The following is a 22797-nucleotide window of genomic DNA, read 5'->3' as shown; positions in this document are numbered from 1 at the left end:
CGAATCTTTAAAGGCCGCGTGGCGGCCCGAACCGAATCAAGGTGTCAACATGCTCGAAGTCAAGGACCTGCACGTCACGGTGGAAGGCAAGGAAATCCTCAAGGGCCTCTCGCTGACCATCAATCCTGGTGAGGTGCATGCCATCATGGGCCCCAACGGGGCCGGCAAGTCGACCCTGTCGGCGGTCATCGCCGGCAAGGACGGCTATGAGGTAACCAGCGGTTCGATCACCTTCGAAGGCAAGGACGTGCTGGAGATGGACATCGAGGAGCGTGCCTGTGCTGGCCTGCTGCTCGGCTTCCAGTATCCGGTCGAGATCCCCGGGGTGAAGAACATCTACCTGCTCAAGGCGGCGCTGAATGCTCAGCGCGCAGCCCGCGGCGAAGACGAGATGCCGGCACCGGAGTTCATGAAGCTGGTGCGGGAAAAGATCAAGTTCATGAAGATGGACTCGAGCTTCCTGCAGCGCGCCGTCAATGAAGGTTTCTCCGGTGGCGAGAAGAAGCGCAACGAGATCCTCCAGATGCTGCTGCTCGAGCCCAAGCTCGCCATGCTCGACGAGATCGACTCCGGCCTGGATATCGACGCCATGAAGGTGGTCGCCGACGGCGTCAACTCTCTGCGTGACGCCAATCGCGCCATCCTGATGGTCACTCACTACCAGCGCCTGCTCGATCATATCGTGCCGGACGTGGTGCATGTGCTGGTCGACGGACGCATCGTCAAGACCGGCGGCAAGGAGCTGGCCCTGGAACTCGAATCGCGCGGCTACGAATGGGTCCTGGAGGAATCCGCGGCATGAGCGACGAACAGACTTTTCTCGATGCACTGAGCGCACGCGGCACGCGCCGTGGCGCCGAGCCGACCTGGATTGCCGCCCGCCGTCAGGCTGGCGCGGCGCGCTTCGAGGCGCTGGGCTTCCCGACCCGCCGTGATGAGGCCTTCAAGTACACCGATGTGCGCGCCATCGCCCGCGGTGACTTTACCCTGGCTCAGGATGCGCAGGACGTGGCACCGCTGTCCCCCGCGACCGCCGCGGCCCTGACGTTGCCCCTCGAGGCGCTGCGCTTGACCTTCGTCGACGGCATTTTTGCGCCCGAGCTGTCTGACCTGGCGGCTCTGCCGGCCGGCGTCAGCGTCGAGCCGCTGTCCCAGGCACTGGCCGACAACCACGAAGCGGTGGGCGGTGCCCTTGGGCGCCTGGCCGGCGTCGATTTCTCGCCGTTCACGGCGCTCAATACCGCCTTCGCCGAAGAGGGTGCGGTGATTCGCCTGGCGCCGGGCTCGGTGGTCGAGACGCCGATCCTGGTGCAGTTCCTGTCCCGGGCCAATGCCACCCCGCTGATGAGTCATCCGCGGGTGCTGATCGAAGCCGGTGCACGTAGCCAGGCCACCGTGATCGAGCACCAGGTGGGCGAGGAGGGCGCTGCCAACTTCTCCAACCTGGTCTCCGAGGTGATGCTCGAGCGTGGCGCGATTCTGACGCACTACAAACTGCAGGAAGCATCGCTCAAGGACCTGCATGTCTCGAGCCTGCATATCGATCAGGGGCGCGACAGCCGCTTCACGTCCTTCAACCTGAACCTGGGCGGCTCGCTGGTGCGCAACGACATCGTCGCCGAGCTCAACGCCCAGGGTGCCGAGACCAACTACTTCGGTCTGTTCTTCGCCCAGGGTCGCCAGCACGTCGACAACCACACCCTGGTCAATCACAACGCGCCCCACACCTTCTCCAACGAGAATTACAAGGGCATTCTCGGCGATCGGGCCCATGGCGTCTTCAATGGCAAGGTGGTCGTGCGCCGCGACAGCCAGAAGATCGAAGCGCACCAGAGCAACGCCAACCTGCTGCTCTCCGACCGTGCCGAGATCGACACCAAGCCGGAACTCGAGATTTACGCCGACGACGTCAAATGCTCCCACGGGGCCACCACTGGCCAGCTCGACGAAGAAGCCATCTTCGCGCTGCGGGCTCGGGGCATCGGCGAAGAGACCGCCCGCGGCTTGCTGACCCTGGCCTTTGCCGGCGAAGTGATGGATCAGGTGGCGCTGGACGCCGTGGCCGAGCGCGTCGAGCGCACGGTGGCCGGCAAGCTGCCGGAGCGGTTCAATCTGGCCGGGCTGGTCGAGGTTGCCGCCGCCCTGGATGAGGAGTAAGTCATGACTGACTTCAGTGACCTGATGCTGGACGTGGCCAAGGTACGCAGCGACTTCCCGATCCTTGACCGGGAGGTTCACGACAAGCCGCTGGTGTATCTCGACAACGCCGCCACCTGCCAGACGCCACGGCAGGTGATTGAGGTCTTCGACGACTACTATCGGCACTACAACGCCAATATCCATCGTGGCCTGCATACCCTGTCTGATGAGGCGACCTCTGCCTTCGAGCGTGCCCGTGACAAGGTGCGGGCCTTCATCAATGCCCGCGAGATCCGCGAGATCATCTTTACCCGTGGCACTACCGAGGCCATCAATCTGGTGGTCAACACCTGGGGCCGGGCCAATCTCAAGGCCGGCGATGAGGTGCTGATCTCGCAGCTAGAGCACCACTCGAACATCGTGCCCTGGCAGCTGCTGGCCAAGGAGATCGGCTTCACCATCAAGGTGATCCCGGTCGATGAGCGTGGCGTGCTCGATCAGGCCGCCTACCGTGATCTCTTCACCGAACGGACTCGCCTGGTGGCGGTGAACCACGTATCCAACGCCTTCGGCACCGTTAATCCGGTCTCCGAGATGGCAAGCGTGGCGCACTCCCATGGCGCCCTGATCCTGGTCGACGGTGCCCAGGCGGCGCCCCATGAGCAGGTCGATGTGTCGGCCATGGACGTCGACTTTTATGCGTTTTCCGGGCATAAGGTCTACGGGCCCACAGGCGTTGGTGTGCTCTACGGCAAAGCCGCCCTGTTGAACGCCATGCCGCCTTGGCAGGGTGGTGGCGAGATGATCAAGACCGTGTCCTTCGAGGCCGGCAGCACCTTTGCCGATATTCCCCACAAGTTCGAGGCTGGCACCCCGGCGATCGCCGAGGTGATCGCTCTGGGCGCGGCGCTCGATTGGGTGTCCGGCATCGGTCTGCCGCTGATCCGTGCCTGGGAGCATCGCCTCACCGAGCATGCTACGCGGGAGCTTTCGCGCATCGACGGCCTGCGGATTCTGGGCACCGCTCCCGGCAAGGCGGCCGTGATGTCCTTCGTGGTCGAGGGCGCCCACAGTCAGGACATCGGCCTGCTGATCGACCAGCTTGGCGTGGCGATTCGCACCGGTCATCACTGCGCCCAGCCGCTGCTCGCACACTTCGGTGTCGATGCCACCTGTCGCGCCTCCTTTGCCGCCTACAACACCCCCGAGGAGATCGACATCTTCGTCGAGTCTCTGGAGCGGGTGATCGGCATGGTGCGCTAACTGACCCCGGAGGAGCCAAATGTCGGCCATGGAACAAGTGGAAGAGCTCTATAAGGGCCAGGAAATGCCCCTGCAGCGGGATGTGGAGGTTATCTCCATCCCCTTCGGCAAGACCGTGACGCTGACCGAGGACAGCATTGTCTCGGTGATGCAGGCTAAGGGCAGTACCGTCAGCGTGGCCTTCGAGGGCCGCCTGTTTCTGATCGAGGGCGCCAATCTGGATGCCCTGGGTCTCGAGTCACTGCCGCGCCCGACTCTGCCCGAGGACGCCAGCGAAGAGCAGATCGAGCAGTTCGTCTGGGACCAGCTACGCACCTGCTTCGACCCGGAGATTCCGGTCGATATCGTCGAACTGGGCCTGGTCTATGGCTGTCGCATCGAGCGGCTGCTGACCGGCGAGCGCCTCGTCACGTTGCGCATGACGCTCACTGCGCCGGGCTGCGGCATGGGTGATGTGATCGCTGCCGATGCCCGCAACAAGATCCTCGGCGCCCCGCAGATCAGCAAGGTCCATGTCGAAATCGTCTTCGACCCGCCCTGGAGTCGCGAGATGATGAGCGAGGAAGCCCGGCTCGAACTGGGCATGTTCTAAGGTTTCACGACCGGACCCACGCGCCATGGATTGATGGTAGCGGACATAGTAGCGTGCGTGTCATATAGCCGTGAGATGACGTCCCTGAACGCGGGGGAAAGCACCACCGGTGAGCCGGGCCGGGCGTCGGAACAAACGCCATGCGCCCCGGGGTGCTGGACAGCAAAGGGTAAGCTTGCATGTACCGGAAATGGGGGGTGGGCCTCAGGGCCATCCTGATGACGCTGGGCGCCCTGGTGGTATGCCTGGTAATCGCTGGGGTGGCGGCCAATCTGTGGATGGTCGAGCGCACGCGAGGCCGTATTGATCATCAGCTGTCGCAGTGTGTCGAAGCGCCGGTAGGCATCGTCTTCGGCACCTCGCTTTGGAGCCGACAGGGCGGGCGCAATCCCTATTTCGCGGCGCGGATCGAAGCCGCTGCTAGCTTGATGCGCGACCGACGCGTCGATCATCTGCTGCTGTCCGGCGATAACCGCACCCGCTACTACAACGAGCCCGTGAGCATGTGGCGAGAGCTGCGTGCTCTTCGCGTGCGTGATGTCGACATGACGCTGGATTATGCGGGCTTCAGCACTTTCGATACCCTGGTGCGCGCTCAGGCGGTCTTCGACGTCGAGCGCGCGCTGCTGATCAGTCAGGCCTGGCATCTGCCCAGGGCCATGTTCATCGCCGATGCGTTGGGGCTCAAGGTCGAAGGCTGCGCGGTGCAGGAAGAAGAGGCGGACGGTATCTGGCGGCTGCGCGCCCGGGAGTGGCTGGCGCGACTGGCCACGCTCGGCGATCTGTATCTCTGGGGGCGGGAAGCCTACTTTCTGGGACCCGAAGAGCCACTGGTGATTGCCAAGCCGCCACGGGTATCGGCGCAGGCGGTGGCGGTATCACAGCATCTGCAAAAGGGAAAGAGCCTGCAGGAGGAGAAGGAGCAAGAAGGGCAGAACAGTACGTCAGGGGGAGTCGACGCTGACGTGACGTCCCCCGCGGGCGGGCCCGAAGGCGCAGGGGAGGCTAGCGGTTCTCTTTCTGCAGCTGATACAGCTCGCGAATCAGCTTACGGCAGCCCTTCCAGCAGCGCTCCATGACCGGCTCGATGGAGTCGGGCAGCGGATGAGTATGCAGCGTGGCGAGGGCCTGCATCAGCACGCGTTCCTGTTCGAGCAGCTCACCGATCAGCACCTGACTATCGTTGCCGACGAAGCTCTTCAGCCGGCTCCACAGCCACATGTAGTCGTCGCGTTCGACATCGGCGTCTCTGGGCAACAGGTTGAGGTGACGCTTGGCCAGCGTCTGCAGCTTTTGCATGTCCTTGCTGCGCGCCTCGTAGTGCGGCTTCAGTACTTCGCGCAGCGACGGACGCAGGCGTTCGATGTTGTCCTGGAAATAGTCGAGGCTATCGGCCAGCGCTTCGAGCAAGCTGTCCATCGCCACTTGGCGATTATCGAGAAACATGAGCAGTCACCTCCTCCGGTGACGCAGATTGTGCGTGGGGAAACAGTGTTTTGCTACCCCTGGGCGATAAAAAACTCTCGGGCGGGCTAGCCCGAGAGTGCCACCCTAGCCCTTGGGCTTGGGCGGGGCCTTGAGTTTCGGGGCGGCATGCTTTTCCAGGTGCTCGATGATCTGACCGGCGATGTCCTTGCCGGTGGCCGTCTCGATGCCTTGAAGCCCTGGCGATGAGTTGACTTCCATGATCACTGGCCCGTGATTGGAGCGCAACAAATCGACCCCAGCCACATGCAGGCCCATGGCCTTGGCGGCCCGGATCGCCGTGGAGCGTTCCTCCGGGGTGATGCGGATCACGCTGGCGCTACCGCCCCGGTGCAGATTGGAACGAAACTCGCCTTCCGCTGCCTGGCGCTTCATCGAGGCTATCACCTTGTCGCCAATCACCAGGCAGCGGATATCGGCGCCCTTGGCTTCCTTGATGTATTCCTGAACCATGATGTTGGCCTTCATGCCCATGAAGGCCTGGATCACGCTCTCGGCCGCCTGGTTGGTCTCGGCCAGCACCACGCCGATGCCCTGGGTGCCTTCCAGAAGCTTGATGACCAGAGGGGCGCCTTTGACCATGGTAATCAGGTCAGGGATGTCATCGGGAGAGTGAGCAAAGCCGGTGACAGGCAGACCCACACCCTTTCGCGACAGTAGCTGCAGAGAGCGCAGCTTGTCTCGTGAGCGAGTGATCGCCACGTTGTCGTTGAGCACATAGGTGCCCATCATCTCGAACTGGCGTAGCACCGCGCAGCCATAGAACGTCACTGAAGAACCGATACGCGGAATCACAGCGTCGAACGGTTCCAGTTCCGCCCCCTTGTAGTGAATCGAGGGCCGGTGCGAGGTGATGTTCATGTAGCAGCGCAGGGTATCGACAACCCGGATGCTATGGCCACGCTGCTCCGCTGCCTCGATCAGGCGGCGGGTGGAATACAGGTGGCGATTGCGGGAAAGCAGGGCGATATGCATGCATCGGGTCCTTGTAAAAAAGTCAGGGCTCGCCGTGAAGGAAGGCGGCGCCGGGCGCAACCAGCAGGCGGCGCATGGCACGACGGCCGAGCAGCATCGGGTGGCGCATATCGCCGCGGTGCGTCAGGCTCAACTCCGCCATGAAGTCGAGCTCACCCATCTGCAAGCGCGTGCGCACCACGTAGCGCCATTCAGACTGGCCGTTGGAGCTGGTCACCATTCGACGGTCATGCAGGTGCAGGCGCACGGGGTGGGCCGGGCTATCAGGTCCGCCGCCCCGGGTCACGAAGCTGACCCAGACGTGGCCACCTTCCTCATAGGTCTCTATGTCCTCGGCATGCAGGGCCGAGGTACGGGCGCCGGTGTCGGCCTTGCAGCAAAGGGTCAGCCCCAGTTCCGGAAGCGTGACCATTTCTCGGCGACCGATGACCGCCTTGGCCTGATAGGGCAGTGCTTTCATGACCCCTCCGCGTCAGTGGTGAAGGTGGGCGAGCCGTTGACCGACCGGTGAGTCGGGCGGCGCATCGCGCAACTGCATCAGCAGCGGCAGGCGCAGCCGCGGAATCAACGCCAGATCCTTGACCATCGCGGTGAAGTCTACCGACGGCTGCTCGGCCAGGCGCTCGAGATAGCGCGGCAGGCGCTGGGCGTCTTCCAGATGCTCCCAGCCGCGAGCGGCGATCGCCGCAAGCAGGTCCGGGCCACAGGCGGCCGAATCGTCCAGCAGCTTGCCGTACCAGGCGCCGACGCTGTCATCCTGGCTTGCGCCCATCGCTCGCACGCAGGCGCAGAAGGTCTCTATGTCACCAGCGCTTGCCGCCTGCTCGCCGCGTGCGCGCAGCGCCTGAATCAGTGCGGCATCAAGGCTGACATGCTCGAGGCAATAGCACAGCGAATGCAGGACTTCGTTGGGCAGCCTTGGCAGCCGCTGGGCCAGGGCATGAGCCTGGTCGGTGTCGTGGCGTGTCGCGAAGTCAGCCAGGCCCTGGAGGCCAAGCGCCTGCCACTGATTGCCCTGAAGGTCGTCCTGGTGCTCTGATGGAACATCACTCTGGGCGCCGGTCAGGTAGTCTTCAGCGAACTCGAGATACTGGCTGCCCGGGCGATCCATATCCTGGTTGGCGCGGGCGTGCAGCATCGCCTGAAGCTGCAGCGAGGGTGCGAAGGCCAGCGGGTTGTCTTTCATCAGGTTGTCTACCTGGTGCTCCTTGCCCAGCGTCGAGACGCTGTGGCCTAGGGTCTCGAGCAGACGCTGGATGAACGCATCCCGAGGAGCGGCCACCAGATATCCCTGCTCGTCCAGTGGCAGTGACAGGAACCAGATCAGCGGCTCTTCGGCATCGCCAAGCGTGAATATGCAGGCCAGTCGCGCCTGCCCCTGCCAGGGGCTCGGCCAAGGCTGCTGTTGGGCCTCGAAGGCCGCCAGCTCGTCGAGCGAACAGGGTGCCAAGCGCCGGCCCATATGATAGAGCCGAACCTGGGCGCCGCTGCGCGTGAAGAAGTCGTGAAGCGTCAAAATTGGCTGCATGGCACCTTCCCATAATCAAGCGGCCACTCTATCACTTATGCCGGTTCCCTTGGCAGTCCCGAGCTGGGGAGAAACCGCGGGTTGTATAAAAATTACCCAGTCATCCCTAGGCCCCATGACGTCCCGGTAAGCCGCGCTTGTCCAATGGTTATCCACAGTTCTTTTCAGTGTTTCTGTGCATGACAATAGCGTGACGAATAGATGTCACTCTGAGATGGGAAGTTGCACGGCATGGCCGTTGCCTTACAAGGGAAGCACTATGTGGCATGGGGTGGGGCGTTGATGCAGGGTCGTTGATGCGATGTCGGTGATGCGATGTCGTTGATGCAGTGGTGGAGGAAGAGAGGACGCCTCGCCGTTAGGTGTAGCAGTAAAATCTAGTAGGTAAGCCTTACCTGACCTATGTTCCAAAGGGTAATAAGCTTTATAATGGCTTATTACTTAATGATCTCTTTAAACTCAATTCAGGAGAGCACGCATGCTGCGTTCCTTCACTCTTTCTCTGCTGGGTGCCGCTGCACTCGCCACTGCCGGGCTGGCCCAGGCCGACGATCCTCTCAAGGTCGGCATGTCCGGCGGGTATTTCCCCTTCACCTTCGTCGAACAGGATGAGCTCAAGGGCTTTGAAGTCGATGTGCTGGAGGCCGTCGCCAAGGAGATGGGCGTCGAGGTGACGTTTGTGACGGCCAACTTCTCCGGCCTGTTCGGCATGCTCGAGTCCGGGCGCATCGATACCATTGCCAACCAGATCACCATCACCGATGAGCGTGAGGCGAAGTACCGCTTCACCGAGCCCTACGTCTATGACGGTGCCCAGGTGGTAGTCAAGCGCGGCAATGACAGTATCCATGGCGTCGAGGACCTGCGCGGCAAGTCGGTGGCAGTCAATCTGGGCTCCAATTACGAAGCGTTGCTCGAAGCCTTGCCTTATGCCGACGAGATCGACATTCGCACCTACGAAAGCAATATCGAGCAGGACACGGCGTTGGGGCGGGTCGATGCCTTTGTCATGGACCGGGTCAGTGCTAGCCAGGTCATCAAGGAAAAACCGCTACCGCTGGCGCTCGCCGGTCAGCCGTTCTCCCAGATCCGCAATGCTCTGCCGTTCCGGGAGGGCGACGGCGAACTGCGTGATCGAGTCAACTCGGCGCTGTCGACGTTGCGCAGCGACGGTACGCTGAGCGCGATCTCCGAACGCTGGTTCGGCACCGATATCACCCGCCCGTAACCGGGAGTCATGATGAGTGTGCTCGACGTTGATTACATGCTTGGGCTGGTGCCGATCCTGCTGAGCTATCTGCCACTGACCTTGGAAATGGCCGGGGCCGGCATGGTGCTGGCCCTGGTGCTGGCCTGTCTGCTGGCCGTGGTCCGGGTGCTGGCGATTCCCGGCTTGAATGCGGCCACGCTGCTGTTCATCTCGTTCTTCCGCGGCACGCCACTGCTGGTCCAGCTGTTCCTGTTCTATTACGGGTTGCCCCAGTTGTTTAGTGCGCTGACCGAGATCAATGGCATTACCGCGACCATTCTTGGTCTGACCTTGCACTTCTCTGCGTACATGGCGGAATCAATCCGTGCCGCCATCGTCGGCGTGGACCGCAGTCAGACCGAGGCGGCGCTGTCGATCGGCATGACCAATGCGCAACTGATGCGGCGCATCGTGCTGCCCCAGGCTACCCGCATCGCAGTACCGACGTTGATGAACTATTTCATCGACATGATCAAGGCCACTTCGCTGGCCTTTACCCTGGGCGTGACGGAGCTGATGGGGGCCACCCAAAAGGAGGCCGCAGGTAGCTTCCTCTACTTTGAAGCCTTCATTACGGTCGCTGTTATCTACTGGGGGATAGTCGAGCTGCTGGCCTGGCTGCAGCGGCGCCTTGAGGCAAGATTCAACGAGGCCTATCAACGATGATGGTGGTAGAAGGACTGATCAAACACTTTCAGGACAGCGTCGTGCTCAACGGCATCGACCTGAAAATTCAGCAGGGTGAAATCATCGTGGTGATCGGCCCGTCCGGTACGGGAAAGTCGACCCTGCTGCGCTGTCTGAATTTTCTCGAACGGCCGGATGCTGGGCGGATTCGTATCGGCAACCTCGACGTTAATGCCGCCCGCCCGCGCAAGGCGGATATCCTGGCGCTGCGTCGCGCCACTGCCTTTGTGTTCCAGAACTATGCCCTGTTCGCCAACAAGACGGCGCTTGAGAACATCACCGAAGGCCTGATCGTGGTCAATCACTGGCCCAAGGCCAAGGCACATGCTCGCGGACGGGAAATTCTCGAGCGTATCGGTCTTGCCGACAAGGCGGATGCCTATCCGGCCTCGCTCTCAGGTGGACAACAGCAGCGTGTCGGCATAGGGCGCGCCATGGCGGCCCAGGCCGAGGTGATCCTGTTCGATGAACCGACCTCGTCGCTGGACCCGGAATGGGTCGAGGAGGTGTTGGGACTGATGAAACAGCTGGCCGAGGAACGTCAGACCATGCTGGTGGTGACTCACGAGATGGCGTTTGCCCGCGACGTGGCCGATCGAGTGATCTTTATGGAGGGTGGACGCATTGTCGAACAGGGGCCGCCCTCTGAACTGTTCTCGGCGCCTCGTGATCCACGCACCCGGGACTTTCTGCGCAAGGTGCTGGCAAATCAGGCGCCACTGGAGGGCTAAGCCAGCAACGACTGGCCAAGCCGAGGCTTGCCCGGGATAATGGCCTGTTTTGGTTTTGATTGGGGAGAGACTATGAGCGTTCACCAGCAACTCGACGAGGCGGTTCGCCGTCTGGAAGCAACCCTCAAGGCCTCAGACCTGTGGCGGGTGGAAGAACCCTCAACCGAAGCGATGGCCAGCCAGCAGCCGTTCTGTGTCGACAGCATGTCACTGCCCCAGTGGCTGCGCTTCGTGTTCATCGCCCGCCTCGATGCCATGATTGCAGCGCAAGCGGCACTGCCCGCCAGCTGCAATGTGGCACCGGCGGCCGATGTGTATCTCAAGCAGGAGCAGGCGCGTGCCGGTGATCGCCTGTTAGTGGTCAAGGCCATCGAGGAAGTCGATCAGGTGATCAACGAGGCCTCCTGAGGTCGCTAAAGCCAGGAGAACCGCATGCCCTATTACTTTGCCTATGGCAGCAACATGAACGTGGCACGAGTCGATGCGCGGATCGGCGAGACCCGGCGTGCCCTGGCCGGGGTGCTGGATGATTATCGGCTGAGCTTCGACAAGGCATCCAAGGTGCCGGGGATTGCGCATGCCAACGTCCATCCGGCCCGGGGGCAGCGGGTCGAGGGGGCGCTCTTCGAGCTGACCCATCCCGACCAGATCACGCTGATGGATCCTTTCGAAGGGCATCCTCACGATTACACCCGGGTACGTGAATCCGTGCTCACCGACGAAGGCCCCATCGAAGCGTGGGTGTACGTCGCCCAGCCAGAGCGCACCGCTGAGTCGTTGCGGCCGGCGAGGGAGTATCTTGCTCACCTGTTGGCGGGTGAGGCCTTCCTGTCGGCGCAGTACCACGCTGAGCTGGCACGGGTCGAGGTCGTTGAGGAACTCGACGATGAAAGCCTGGCGGCCCTTGGCCTGCACCGGCACACGCCGCGCTGAGTTCACCTAATGCTTACTAGCTTAGTCATTGGCGCTTCTCACTGGGTGTTTTACTCGGTGTTGTTACTGGCTGCGCGCTGATGTTGCTCAACCATTCCACTGGCTTCATTTTCTTCGATAACCGTTGAGGCCGTGGCGCTGGCGCTGATGACGGGGTGTATTGTCGCAGGCCGGGCGGTGAGCCTTCCGGTCTTGCGCTGAATCAATATTTGCCCCTTTCTCGCTGAGTAGACTCGGGATGTCTTTTTCGGCAGCCATGGCTGCCTCGACATCAAAAGGAATCGAGTCATGCGTTATTCTGTCCTCACTGCTGTTCTCGCCACTGGCCTGGTCGCTGCCAGCGCTGTCCATTCAAGCGATGCACTCGCTGCCGGTTCCCAGTATGGCGTCGGGGATATCTTCACCCGCTTCGGCGTGGCCAAGGTCACGCCGAAGAGCGACAACGGCACCCTCTCCAACGGTGCCATTGACGTGGACGTGCAGAGCGACAGTGCGGCCGCCTTCACCCTGGGCTATCGGTTTACCGACAAGCTGGGTGTCGAGCTCCTTGCCGCTCAGCGCTTCGAACACGACATTGAGCTGAATGGTGCCAACCAGGCCTCTACCAAGCACCTGCCGCCGACCTTGACCCTGCAGTACTATCCGCTGGGCGGCACCCAGGCACGCGTGCAGCCTTATGCCGGACTGGGCGTCAATTACACCACCTTCACCGATGAAAAGGTCGATGGCTCAACCCTGGAGCTCGATGATTCCTGGGGGGCCGCGGGTCAGGTCGGGGTCGATCTGGTGATCGATGATCATTGGGCGCTCAATGCGGCGGCCTGGTATCTGGACATCGATACCGATGCCAAGGTTGGCGGCAGCGATGCCGGCACCGTCGAGATCGACCCGGTGGTGGTGATGGCGGGCCTGAGCTACCGCTTCTGAGCCACATGCGGTTGTCTGCAAGAATCGCCTGAACGACTCACCTGAATGAGCCGCCTAAACGACGACGCCCGCTTCCGATGGGAAGCGGGCGTCTTGCGTTGGGCACCTTGAGTGCTCTGGCGCTTTTAGTGCTCCGGCATGTCGCATGCCCCTAAGGGCCCCCTTGGTGGTCTCAGTCGGCGAGTGCCGGGTCCAGCGAGACGCCGCTGCGGCGACTAATGGCCAGGCCCAGCAGCAGGCCAGCGGCGGCCGGCAGCACCCAGCCGAAACTTGTCTCGCCTAGTGGCAGCATGGCCTGCAGGGTGCTTGCTGGCTTCACCAGTGTCTCGATGCCGCTGGCGGCCAGGCCGTCCAGCAGACTGGCGGCGAAGGTCAGCCCCATCGTGCAGGAGAAGACCCGCGGCGCGTCCGCCAACTGCCTGCGCAGCATAGACAGAGCTATCAGGGCGATGGCCGGTGGGTAGAGGGCCACCAGTACCGGCACCGAGACGCGGATCAGGCTATCCAACCCCTGGTTGGCCACCAGGGCGGAAAAGGCGCCCATGACGATGACCATCACTCGGTAGGGTAGACGCGGGAAGAGACGATGGAAGTACTCGCCGCAGGAGGTCAGCAGGCCAACCGCCGTGGTCAGACAGGCCAAGGTGATGATCACTGCCAGCAACACTGGGCCGGCCGGGCCGAACAGCGCCTGCACATAGGTGGGAATCAGTGTGCCGTTGTCGGCACCGGCCGCTACCTCATGGCTGGTGGCGCCCATGTAGGCCAGGGGCAGATAGACCGCGGCCAGGCAGGTCGCGGCGATCACACCGGTCATCAGGGTGTAGCGCATCAGGGTGCGGCGATCCTCGATGCCGCGCTCGCGGATAGCGCTGACGATCAGGATGCCGAAGACCAGCGAGGCCAGGGTGTCCATGGTCAGGTAACCGTTTTCAAAACCCTGAGCGAAGGGCGCATCGACCCAGGACTCGCTGATCGGCCCCAGCGGCCCCTGAGGAAAGAGCAAGGTGGCGGCGGCGATCACCATCAGCAGGAATATCAGCAGGGGGGTGATCCACTTGCCGATCACATCGACCAGCCGGCCGGGCGACAACGCCAGCAAGGTGGCGAGGCCAAAGAAAAGCACCGAGTGAATGGCCAGGCCGGTGCTTGGAGCGGAGTCGATGAAGGGGCGCATGCCCATCTCGAAGGCCACGGTGCCGGTACGGGGCAATGCGAACAGCGGGCCGATCGACAGATAGATGCCCAGGCCGAAGAGCATTGCTGCCACCTTGGGTAGTGGCGAGGTCAGTCGGTCCAGACCGCCGCCGACGATGGCCACAGCCACGATGCCTAGCAATGGCAGGCCGACGCCAGTGACCAGAAAGCCCAGTGCCGCGGGCCAGAAGGCGATTCCGGCACCCTGGCCGACTTGCGGCGGGAAGATGATGTTGCCGGCCCCGAGGAACAGAGCGAAGGTCATGAAGCCCAGCGCGAGCACCTCGAAACCGGAAAGACGCGTTTTCACGGAGAATACCTGCGAGTTGATAGTGGAACGTTGGAAAGAACATGAGATTTTCGGCGCAATATTATCGTCGATGCGCTTGCTCGCAGCAAAAAAAACGCCGGGCCAAGGGCCCGGCGTTAGATGCTTCTACTCTTGATCAGCAGTGCCTGATCAGAAGCGTGTTGCTAGATGCCATTCATTAGAAGCGCAGGGTGATGCCGCCGCCGATGGTTACCGGATCGATATCCGCGGTACCGATGCCATTGCCATTCAGGCTGGCGTCGGCTTCGACATCGGAATAGCTCACCGAGCCATTGAGCAGCAGATAGTCAGTGAGGGCGAGATCGACGCCGACCTGGCCTATCGCACCCCAGGAGTCATCGATATTCAGGCCACTCAGCTCTTCATCGGAGTAGGTGGTGTAGTTGACCCCGACCCCGACGTAGGGCTGTACCTTGCCCCTAGTACCGCCCAGCGGGTAGTAGTTCGCCAGCAGGTTGACCGGGGTGCGATCCACGCTGCCGATGCCTTTTCCACCTAGGCTCAGGTCGTGCTCGAAGGGCTCGCTGCTGTTGAGCTCGACGCCAACCTTGTCGGTCAACAGATAGCCAAAGCCATAGGTGAAACCACGCTCGTCGGATACATCGAGCTCAGCCCCGTTGAGGTTGCCGTTGTCGGAAGTGGGCTCGACTTGAGCGACACCGCCGCGCACGAAGATATCACCAGCCTGATAGGCCATAGCCGTCTGGGTAGCCATCAAGCCGCTGGTGGCGATAACAGCTGCGGAAAAAAGAGTTGCCTTGTTCATGTAAGCCTCCTGGTTGCTTCTAGTGGATCGACGCTAGCGGTCGCTGGCCGGCTCCTAGTTTGACAAGAGCAGTATAGGAAACAGTGTTTCCTTTGGCATCAAGATTTTTCCAATCACGCTGATAGTTATGATTGCCCCAGAATATGGAGGGTATGAGGTTAATGGCCTCTTATCAAAGGCATGATTCTGTATAGGATGTGTAAAGGTGATGCAGCCATGTGAGCGATGATGATTCGCCAAGTCATCTGAATTGGTCTTGACTGGCTATCAGAGAGACGCTGCTTGATAACGGCGAGTCGGCAAGGAGGACATATGAATTCACGCATGTTACGGCAGGTTTGGCTGCCCTTTGCCGGCCTGGTGCTGTCGTCGGTTCTCTCGGTGGCGCTGCTGTGGCGGCCTGAGGCGCTCAGCGACTTGTCCTGGGGATGGCGCCTGCCGATGGTGCTGCTGGGGCTATGGGCAATAGGGGCAGGTTTCATGCACGGGGTGGGGGTGACAGCGCCTCGTCGTTGGCTTCGTCAGTTGATGTCAGCGCCCGCCTGCTGGTGGGGGCTGGTGGTTTTTGCGCTATTCGTGCTTGGCCGAATGACGGCGGCCTGAGCGGTGGACTGGGTCAGCAAGCTGGTCAGGCGTCAGCCAGCTAGGTTCGTGAAGGCATGAAACGCAGCGGGGGCGCCAATGGGCGCCCCCGCAGTTCTAGCTCTGAACCGAAACTTGCTCGAGATGGAAAAGGTTCAACCTTCCTTGATGGAGTCGAACTCCTCGGTGATCTCGGCAGTCGGCTCACCGGTGATCAGTGAGACCACAACGATGGCGATGTAGGCGAAGATCACGCCCGGCACGATTTCGTAAAGATCGAAGATGCCGCCGGAGATCTGAGCCCAGGCCACTACGGTCACACCACCGACCAAGATGCCGGCCAGGGCGCCCCAGGTGTTCATGCGACGCCAGAACAGGGCCATGATCAGCGCCGGGCCGAAGGCCGCGCCGAAGCCCGCCCAGGCGTAGGACACCAGTCCCAGCACGGAAGAGTCCGGGTTCAGGGCCAGCAGGTAGGCAATGACGGCGATGCCGATGACCGCGAAGCGCCCCACCCAGACCAGTTCACTCTGAGAGGCATCCTTACGGATCATGGCTTTGTAGAAGTCATCGGTCAGGGCTGAGGAAGAGACCAGCAGTTGGGAGTCGGCGGTGGACATCACGGCTGCCAGGATCGCGGCCAGCAGCACGCCGGCGATGACCGGATGGAAGATAGCATTGACCATGATCATGAAGATGGTCTCGCCGTCACCCAGGTCGCGGGCCATGTAGACGGTGCCCAGCAGGCCAACACCCATGGCACAGATCAGGCAGAGCGCCGACCAGGACACGGCGATGCGACGTGCGGCCGGGATGTCGTTCGGGCTGCGGATGGCGGCAAAGCGCGCTAGGATATGCGGCTGACCGAAATAACCCAGGCCCCATGCCATGGAGCTGATGATGCCGATAGCGGTCAGGGACTCGCCGGTGTTGGCATCGGTGAACCATTTCAGCATGTCACCATTTTCGGCGAGGATCTGGGCGCTACTGCCGCTGAAACCACCGAGCTCGGACAGGGCGATGACCGGTACGATCAGCAGGGCGGCAGCCATCATCAGGCCTTGGATCAAGTCGGTCCAGGACACCGCCAGGAAACCGCCGAAGAAGGTGTAGGAGATGATTGCCAGGGTGCCGACTGTCACTGCCAGGGTGTAATCGAGGCCGAAGACAGTTTCGAACAGCTTGCCGCCGGCGACCAGGCCGGAGCTGGTGTAGAACATGAAGAACATCAGGATGAAGATCGCTGATACCACACGTAGCAGCTGAGTCTTGTCGCGGAAGCGGTTGGCGAAGAACTCCGGCAGGGTCAGGGCGTCGCCAGACTTGAAGCTGTAGACGCGCATGCGGCGGGCCACGATCAGCCAGTTCAGCCAGGTGCCTGCGAGCAGACCGATGCCGATCCAGCCAGCAGAAAGGCCGCTGACATAGGCTGCGCCCGGCAGGCCAAGCAGCAGCCAGCCGGACATGTCGGAGGCGCCGGCCGAAATAGCTGACGTCCAGGGCCCAAGAGAACGACCGCCAAGAATGTAGTCGGAGAGGTTGGTCGTGCGCTTATAAGCGATGACGCCGATGCCGAGCATCACCACCAGATAGAGCGCGAAGGTAAAGCCGATGGTCAGGTTGTTTTCAACCATGTTGAGTCGTCCTTCTGCGGTTATGGTTGTCAAACGCCGAAAGGGCCCTGCTTTTCTTATAAAAGAAAGGCAAGGCCTTTTCGTACGTACCCGCCAAGCGGAGCGTTACTATCCTGCTTGGCAGACCATTCGTAATGAGTGACTCATCACCCATAGCGAATAGCGACGCGGTGCCGTCGAACGCGGCGGTATTGATGGTCAGGGTTATCTCTGGGACGAAGCGAAAAAGACGAAACGCAGCAGATAGATGGGGCCACCCGCATGAGAGCGGTGCCTGATAGACCCTGACCATCGAAGGGCCGAACGCTGACGACGGCGCCAATGATATTACGATTTACGTCTACATTGCTTGCCCGAATTTACTCCCAGGAAGGATTCGGCCCGGGCATCTATCTGACGATGAATATCATAGGGTTTATGGCCGCTTCATTCAGGTCGGAATGAGGGGGCTATGCATCGCTGTTCGGTATCACATGCTCAAGGTAGATCTGCGCAAGCTCGGCGCGCGTAACTGCTCGATCACTTGCCCATTCACCGTGGCAACACTGGCGGTCTTTGTGCGCAACGACCAGGTAGGGGCTGGCGTTGGCAGCCGGCAAGGACGCCGGGCACTTGATGGCGACTCGGGTCAACATGAGTCAAAAAGCGAAAACTGGGGGAGGGCATTACGCTGGCGATGGTGGCCGCCAGCCGGGTCCTGTTGGCCTGGTATCAGCAGATAATAAAAAGGGCCCCCTCAGGAGCCCTTTCACTACGCTTGTTACTCGCTTGTTACTACGCCTTTCACTACGTTGAGAGCGTCATGCGCGCGCTCTTAGCGAGTGATGTGCTGATATTCGCCTGCATCAGCAGTAACGCTGCTCACCACCAGAATGGCAATCATGGAAGCGATGAAGCCAGGAATGATCTCGTACACACCCGGGCCACCCATGAACGATCCATTCCAGCCCAGAGAGATCCAGATAATGACGGTGAGAGCACCGACCACCATGCCCGCAATGGCACCAGCGCCGTTAGTACGCTGCCACATCAGCGACAGAATGATCAAAGGACCAAACGCCGAGCCGAAGCCTGCCCAGGCATTACTGACCAGTCCCAGAACCTGAGAGTTGGGATCAGAGGCAATGACGGCAGCAACCAGGCCAACCAGTACTACGCAGATGCGGCCAACATTCACACACTCACGATCGCTGGCTTCTTTACGCAGGAACAGGCGATAGAAGTCCTCGGTCAGTGAGGATGAGGACACCAGCAGCTGACTGGAGATGGTGCTCATGATCGCTGCCAGCAGTGCTGCATAGAGGAAGCCAGTGATCAGCGGATGGAACAGCAGGTTCGACAGAACGATGAAGATGGTTTCTGGATCTTCAATGTTCAAGCCATTGCGAACCGCATAAGCGCGGCCGAAAATACCCAGTGAGACCGCGCCGATCAGGGAGATAGCCATCCAGCCCATACCGATGTTACGGGCAACTGGCACTTCCTTCAGCGTCCGGATAGCCATGAAGCGCACGATGATGTGCGGCTGACCGAAATAACCCAGACCCCAGGTAACCGCAGACAGCCAACCGATAAAGGTCAGCCCGTTGGTCCAGGATAACAGCGTGGGATCGACTTCATTCAGCGTCTGTGACGCCTGGGCGAAACCGCCGCCGCCTTCGCCAAAGAGCACTACCGCCGGCATGATCACCAGGGCCAGCATCATGATGCAGCCTTGCACGAAGTCCGTCATGCTCACGGCCAGGAAGCCACCGACCACCGTGTAGGCAAGTACCACGCCCAAGGTGATGACGATACCTACGGCGTAGTCGCTTAGACCACCGAAGTTGAAGATCCCGGAGAACGCGCTTTCAAACAGCTTGCCGCCTGCCACCAGGCCTGACGCTGTATAAACCGCGAAGAAGATCACGATGACGATAGCGGATACCGTTCTCAGCGACATCGCCTGAGTCGGGAACCGGTTGGCCAGGAAAGACGGAATGGTAATCGCATTGCCATAGTGAACCGTCTGTTCACGAAGGCGTGGTGCGACCAGTGTCCAGTTGAAGAACGCGCCAACAAGCAGGCCGATACCGATCCAGGCAGAACCCAGGCCAGATGCAAACAGCGCACCGGGCAGACCCAGGAGCAACCAACCGCTCATGTCCGATGCACCGGCCGATAGGGCCGCTACCTTTGGACTGAGAGATCGTCCACCTAGCATGTAGTCTTCAGACGACGACGTGGCTTTGCGCATCGCATAGATGCCGATGGCAACCATGAGCGCAAAGTAAACAAATAGGCTGATCCAAACACCAATAGCCATGGAACATCTCCAATTTATTAGGGCGGAACTCGTTCCGACCGGTTAGTGCGTTTACCGTGCAGAATCCGGTAGTGGCACGCATTGTTTTTGTAACTCTTTTCTCTTCACCTGCTTCAGGTAGAGCGCGAAGGTAAAGCTGGGGGCTAGGTTTTTTCTATCATCTTGAGTCGTCCTTCTGCAGTTATTGTTGTCCAACGCCGAAAGGGCCCTGCTTTAGTTATAGACGATCTACAAGGCCTTTTCGTACGTTCCCGCCCTGCGGGGGGCATCCCCCGCAGGGCAGACTACTCGATCCGGGTTATTCATCACCCATCGCGAGTAGCGACGCGTTGCCGCCGAGCGCGGCGGTATTGATAGTCAGCGTCTTCTCTGTGGCGAAACGCAACAGATAGTTCGGACCACCCGCCTTGGGGCCGGTGCCCGACAGCCCCTGACCACCGAAGGGCTGGACGCCGACGACGGCGCCTATGATATTACGATTTACGTATACATTGCCTACCCGAATCTTTTGCGCGATTTCTTCGGCGAAGGATTCGTTGCGGCTATGCACGCCGAAGGTCAGACCGTAGCGGCGATCGTTGATGGATTGGACCACCTTATCGATCTCGCTGGCCTTGTAGCGAACGATATGCAGAATCGGGCCGAATTGCTCGCGCTCCAGGGCGTCGATGCTGTCGATCTCGAAGGCGACCGGGGCGACGAAGGTGCCCTCGGCGGTGTGCACCGGGTCGAGTTTGGTTTCGGCGACCAGACGGCCTTCGCCCTTGAGTTTCTCGATGTGAGCCATCAGGCCCTTGCGCGCGTCCTCGTCGATCACCGGGCCCACATCGGTACCCAGGTTGCGCGGATCGCCCACATGCAGCTCGTCCATCGCGCCCTTGAGGATCTCGATGACCCGGTCGGCCACGTCTTCCTGGAGGTAAAGCACGCGCAGTGCGGAGCAGCGCTGACCGGCACTCTGGAACGCGGACTGCACGACATCGGCCACGACCTGCTCGGGCAGGGCGGTCGAGTCGACGATCATGGCGTTCATGCCGCCAGTCTCGGCGATCAGTGTCGGCAGGGCGGCGCCTTCACGGGCGGCCAGTGCGCGGTTGATGATCTGAGCGGTGTCGGTGCCGCCGGTGAAGACCACGCCAGTGATGCGCGGATCACCGCTGAGCACGCTGCCCACGGTGGGGCCATCGCCCGGCAGCAGCTGTACGACGTCGCGCGGCATGCCCGCTTCATAGAGCAGTTCGATAATGCGGTTGGCCGCCAGTGAGGTCTGTTCGGCCGGCTTGGCCAGTACCGGGTTGCCGGCAACGGCCGCTGCCACGACCTGACCGCAGAAGATGGCGATCGGGAAGTTCCAGGGGCTGATCGCGGCAAACACGCCCTTGCCGGACAGCATCAGCTCGTTGGACTCGCCGGTGGGGCCCGGCAGAGTGGTGGCGTTACCGAACAGCTCTTCGGCGCGGGTCGCATAGTAGCGGCAGAAGTCAACCGCCTCGCGGATCTCGTCGACGCCATCGGTCAGCAGCTTGCCACCTTCGCGCGAGCACAGGGCCATCAGCTCGGCGAGGTTCTCTTCCATCAGGTCGCCCAGGCGGCGGATGATGGCGGCACGCTCGGCAACCGGAGTGTTCTCCCAACGCGGGAAGGCAGCCCAGGCGGCATCCACGGCCTTGGACGCCTGGTCCTTGCTGGTCCACTGCACGCTGCCCACTTTGACCTTGCGGTCGAACGGGCAGAGGACATCATGGCGAGCACTGCCGTCATCGGCAACATCGAAGGCCAGCAGCGGTTTAGCGTTGTACTCCTTGTCCATGAATTTCGCCATCTCATCCATGAGCGGCTGGTACTGGCTGTTGATGTTCAAGTTCACTCCCTTCGAGTTCACGCGGTTAGGGCCATAGATATCCTTGGGCAAAGGAATCCGGTTGTTGGCGTAGGTCTTGTACTGCTTGAGCGTCTCTACCGGGTGCACGCAAAGCGATTCGACCGGGACACGCGGGTCCACCAACTGGTGAACGAAGGAGGAGTTGGCCCCGTTCTCGAGCAGGCGGCGAACCAGATACGGCAGTAGATCCTTGTGCGCCCCTACCGGCGCATAGATACGGCAGTAAGTGCCTTGCGGTGCACGCTTGAGCGCCGCGTCGTACAGGGCCTCGCCCATGCCGTGCAGGCGCTGGAACTCGAAGGGCCGACTTGCTTCGTTGGCCAGTTCAAGAATGGTGCTGATGGTGTGCGCGTTGTGCGTCGCGAACTGCGGGAAGATACGCCCGCGGGTGCTTTCCGACAGCAGGAAGCTGGCACAGACCAGATAGGCAACGTCAGTGCTGGCCTTGCGGGTATAGACCGGATAGCCGTCGACGCCGATCTGCTGGCACTCCTTGACTTCGGTATCCCAGTAAGCGCCCTTGACCAGGCGCATCGGGATCTCGTCGCCCTGCTGGTCGGCCAGGCGATTGATGTAATGCAGCACCGGCAGGGCGCGCTTGGCGTAAGCCTGCACGACCAAACCGAAGTGGCCCCAGCCACGGCAGGTGTCGCTTTCATAGACGGCACGGAAGACTTCCAGCGACAACTCGAGGCGATCGACTTCTTCAGCATCGATGGTCATGGCCACATCGCGCTCGCGCGCCATGGCCGCCAGCTCACGCACGGTGCCGACCAGCTCTTCGAGGACCTGCTCGCGACGCCCGAATTCATAGCGCGGATGCAGGGCCGAGAGCTTGATGGAGATCGACGGTGACGGCGTCTTGGACGACAGGCTCTTGCTGGTCTTGCCCACGCTCTTGATGGCGTCGGCATAGGAATCGAAATAGCGTTTGGCGTCCGCGCGGGTTCGAGCCGCTTCACCGAGCATGTCGTAGGAGTAGGTGTAGCCTTTATCGAATAGCGGCTTGGAGCGCTTGAGTGCCTCTTCGATGTCGCGGCCGAGCACGAACTGCTTGCCCATGATCTTCATCGCTTCATACATGGCGCGACGAATGACCGGCTCACCCATGCGATTGACGAGCTTATTGATGAAGTGGGCGGGCTTGCCTTCCTTGGGCTTGTCCAGGTTGATGACGCGACCAGTCATCAAAAGGCCCCAGGTAGACGCATTGACGAACCACGACTCACTCTTGCCGACGTGGGCCTTCCAGTCTGCCGGACCAAGCTTGTCTTCGATCAGGGCGTCTGCAGTGGCTTTATCCGGAATGCGCAGCATGGCCTCGGCGAGGCACATCAACATCAGGCCTTCATTGGTATCAAGGCTGTACTGTTGGAGCAGTTCATCGATGGAATCGACTGCTGTATCCATTTCCCGGACTTCGCGTACCAGCTCGGCTGCCTGGTTCGCTGTCCGCTTGAATTCTGCTTCGTCGGCGGACAGGAAGTCGACGAGTTCACCTACGAAGGTTTCTTCATCCACCACGTAATGATCGCTGATGCGGGCGAACAGCGTATCCAGGTCCTGCTTCCAAATGGTGCTATCCAGCATG

General features: G+C 61.1%; 21 protein-coding genes. 12 read left to right on the top strand and 9 right to left on the bottom strand.

From position 1 onward, the window contains the following. Window positions 1-49: 49 nt before the first annotated feature. The 5 genes from sufC to Q2K57_RS01595 all read left to right on the top strand — a co-directional run bounded on the left by sufC (window position 50) and on the right by Q2K57_RS01595 (window position 5073). Entirely contained in the window at window positions 50-802 is a 753-nt protein-coding gene (gene sufC, locus Q2K57_RS01615; RefSeq protein ID WP_112054612.1) for a Fe-S cluster assembly ATPase SufC, read from the top strand. Next, on the top strand, window positions 799-2157 hold the full coding sequence (gene sufD, locus Q2K57_RS01610) for a Fe-S cluster assembly protein SufD (protein ID WP_304525967.1): 1359 nt from the start codon (window positions 799-801) through the stop codon (window positions 2155-2157). The genes sufC and sufD overlap by 4 nt, the downstream gene beginning before the upstream one ends. Window positions 2158-2160: 3 nt before the next feature. Further along, on the top strand, window positions 2161-3402 hold the full coding sequence (locus Q2K57_RS01605; RefSeq protein WP_112054608.1) for a cysteine desulfurase: 1242 nt from the start codon (window positions 2161-2163) through the stop codon (window positions 3400-3402). A 28-nt stretch (window positions 3403-3430) separates the two neighbouring features. Continuing rightward, complete coding sequence (sufT, locus tag Q2K57_RS01600; protein ID WP_369700286.1) at window positions 3431-3994, top strand: putative Fe-S cluster assembly protein SufT; 564 nt, start codon at window positions 3431-3433, stop codon at window positions 3992-3994. A gap of 179 nt (window positions 3995-4173) precedes the next feature. After that, window positions 4174-5073, top strand: a complete 900-nt coding sequence (locus Q2K57_RS01595; RefSeq protein WP_258396073.1) for a vancomycin high temperature exclusion protein — start codon at window positions 4174-4176, stop codon at window positions 5071-5073. Here Q2K57_RS01595 and Q2K57_RS01590 read toward each other — a convergent pair. From Q2K57_RS01590 to Q2K57_RS01575, 4 genes are all read right to left on the bottom strand, one after another. Continuing rightward, a complete protein-coding gene (locus tag Q2K57_RS01590) occupies window positions 5000-5440 on the bottom strand; it encodes a hypothetical protein (protein WP_112054605.1) in 441 nt (146 codons plus the stop codon). The genes Q2K57_RS01595 and Q2K57_RS01590 overlap by 74 nt on opposite strands. A 105-nt stretch (window positions 5441-5545) precedes the next feature. Then, entirely contained in the window at window positions 5546-6454 is a 909-nt protein-coding gene (rimK, locus tag Q2K57_RS01585; protein ID WP_112054603.1) for a 30S ribosomal protein S6--L-glutamate ligase, read from the bottom strand. A 22-nt stretch (window positions 6455-6476) separates the two neighbouring features. Next, on the bottom strand, window positions 6477-6914 hold the full coding sequence (locus Q2K57_RS01580) for a RimK/LysX family protein (RefSeq protein ID WP_112054601.1): 438 nt from the start codon (window positions 6912-6914) through the stop codon (window positions 6477-6479). 12 nt (window positions 6915-6926) lie between these two features. Further along, window positions 6927-7982: a DUF3549 family protein gene (locus tag Q2K57_RS01575; protein ID WP_112054600.1), complete on the bottom strand. Its 1056-nt coding sequence runs from the start codon at window positions 7980-7982 to the stop codon at window positions 6927-6929. A 478-nt stretch (window positions 7983-8460) separates the two neighbouring features. Here Q2K57_RS01575 and Q2K57_RS01570 point away from each other — a divergent pair, with 478 nt between their 5' ends. The 6 genes from Q2K57_RS01570 to Q2K57_RS01545 all read left to right on the top strand — a co-directional run bounded on the left by Q2K57_RS01570 (window position 8461) and on the right by Q2K57_RS01545 (window position 12509). After that, window positions 8461-9210, top strand: a complete 750-nt coding sequence (locus Q2K57_RS01570; protein ID WP_112054598.1) for an amino acid ABC transporter substrate-binding protein — start codon at window positions 8461-8463, stop codon at window positions 9208-9210. Window positions 9211-9222: 12 nt separating this feature from the next. Then, window positions 9223-9897 (top strand): amino acid ABC transporter permease, encoded by a 675-nt coding sequence (locus tag Q2K57_RS01565; RefSeq protein ID WP_112054597.1) that lies wholly within the window; start codon window positions 9223-9225, stop codon window positions 9895-9897. Then, the gene (locus tag Q2K57_RS01560) at window positions 9894-10649 is read left to right on the top strand and encodes an amino acid ABC transporter ATP-binding protein (RefSeq protein ID WP_112054595.1); all 756 of its coding nucleotides are present in this window, start codon (window positions 9894-9896) and stop codon (window positions 10647-10649) included. The genes Q2K57_RS01565 and Q2K57_RS01560 overlap by 4 nt, the downstream gene beginning before the upstream one ends. Before the next feature lie 72 nt (window positions 10650-10721). Continuing rightward, a complete protein-coding gene (locus Q2K57_RS01555; RefSeq protein WP_112054593.1) occupies window positions 10722-11057 on the top strand; it encodes a YqcC family protein in 336 nt (111 codons plus the stop codon). Between the two features lie 24 nt (window positions 11058-11081). Next, entirely contained in the window at window positions 11082-11582 is a 501-nt protein-coding gene (locus Q2K57_RS01550; protein ID WP_112054591.1) for a gamma-glutamylcyclotransferase family protein, read from the top strand. A 288-nt stretch (window positions 11583-11870) separates the two neighbouring features. After that, entirely contained in the window at window positions 11871-12509 is a 639-nt protein-coding gene (locus tag Q2K57_RS01545) for an OmpW family protein (RefSeq protein ID WP_112054588.1), read from the top strand. A gap of 172 nt (window positions 12510-12681) precedes the next feature. Here the strand turns inward: Q2K57_RS01545 and brnQ are convergent, their stop codons facing one another. Both brnQ and Q2K57_RS01535 read right to left on the bottom strand, forming a co-directional pair. Further along, a complete protein-coding gene (gene brnQ / locus Q2K57_RS01540) occupies window positions 12682-14016 on the bottom strand; it encodes a branched-chain amino acid transport system II carrier protein (protein WP_220086249.1) in 1335 nt (444 codons plus the stop codon). 178 nt (window positions 14017-14194) lie between these two features. Next, on the bottom strand, window positions 14195-14803 hold the full coding sequence (locus Q2K57_RS01535) for an OmpW family protein (protein WP_112054587.1): 609 nt from the start codon (window positions 14801-14803) through the stop codon (window positions 14195-14197). Between the two features lie 312 nt (window positions 14804-15115). Between Q2K57_RS01535 and Q2K57_RS01530 the strand changes: the two genes are divergently transcribed. After that, window positions 15116-15406: a cyd operon YbgE family protein gene (locus Q2K57_RS01530; RefSeq protein WP_112054585.1), complete on the top strand. Its 291-nt coding sequence runs from the start codon at window positions 15116-15118 to the stop codon at window positions 15404-15406. A gap of 134 nt (window positions 15407-15540) precedes the next feature. Here the strand turns inward: Q2K57_RS01530 and putP (Q2K57_RS01525) are convergent, their stop codons facing one another. The 3 genes from putP (Q2K57_RS01525) to putA all read right to left on the bottom strand — a co-directional run bounded on the left by putP (Q2K57_RS01525) (window position 15541) and on the right by putA (window position 22796). Beyond that, window positions 15541-17019 carry a sodium/proline symporter PutP gene (gene putP / locus Q2K57_RS01525; protein WP_112054584.1) on the bottom strand — a complete coding sequence of 493 codons (1479 nt, stop codon included), beginning with the start codon at window positions 17017-17019 and terminating at the stop codon, window positions 15541-15543. Between the two features lie 814 nt (window positions 17020-17833). After that, window positions 17834-19324: a sodium/proline symporter PutP gene (gene putP / locus Q2K57_RS01520; protein ID WP_112054582.1), complete on the bottom strand. Its 1491-nt coding sequence runs from the start codon at window positions 19322-19324 to the stop codon at window positions 17834-17836. Between the two features lie 298 nt (window positions 19325-19622). Beyond that, on the bottom strand, window positions 19623-22796 hold the full coding sequence (putA, locus tag Q2K57_RS01515; protein WP_304525966.1) for a bifunctional proline dehydrogenase/L-glutamate gamma-semialdehyde dehydrogenase PutA: 3174 nt from the start codon (window positions 22794-22796) through the stop codon (window positions 19623-19625). Between the last annotated feature and the right edge of the window lies 1 nt (window position 22797).

The sequence above is a fragment of the Halomonas sp. I5-271120 genome, assembly GCF_030553075.1.
Classification (GTDB): Bacteria; Pseudomonadota; Gammaproteobacteria; order Pseudomonadales; family Halomonadaceae; genus Onishia; species Onishia taeanensis_A.
The sequence above is the reverse complement of the archived record's forward strand: the minus strand, read 5'-3'. Positions and strand labels throughout refer to the sequence as shown.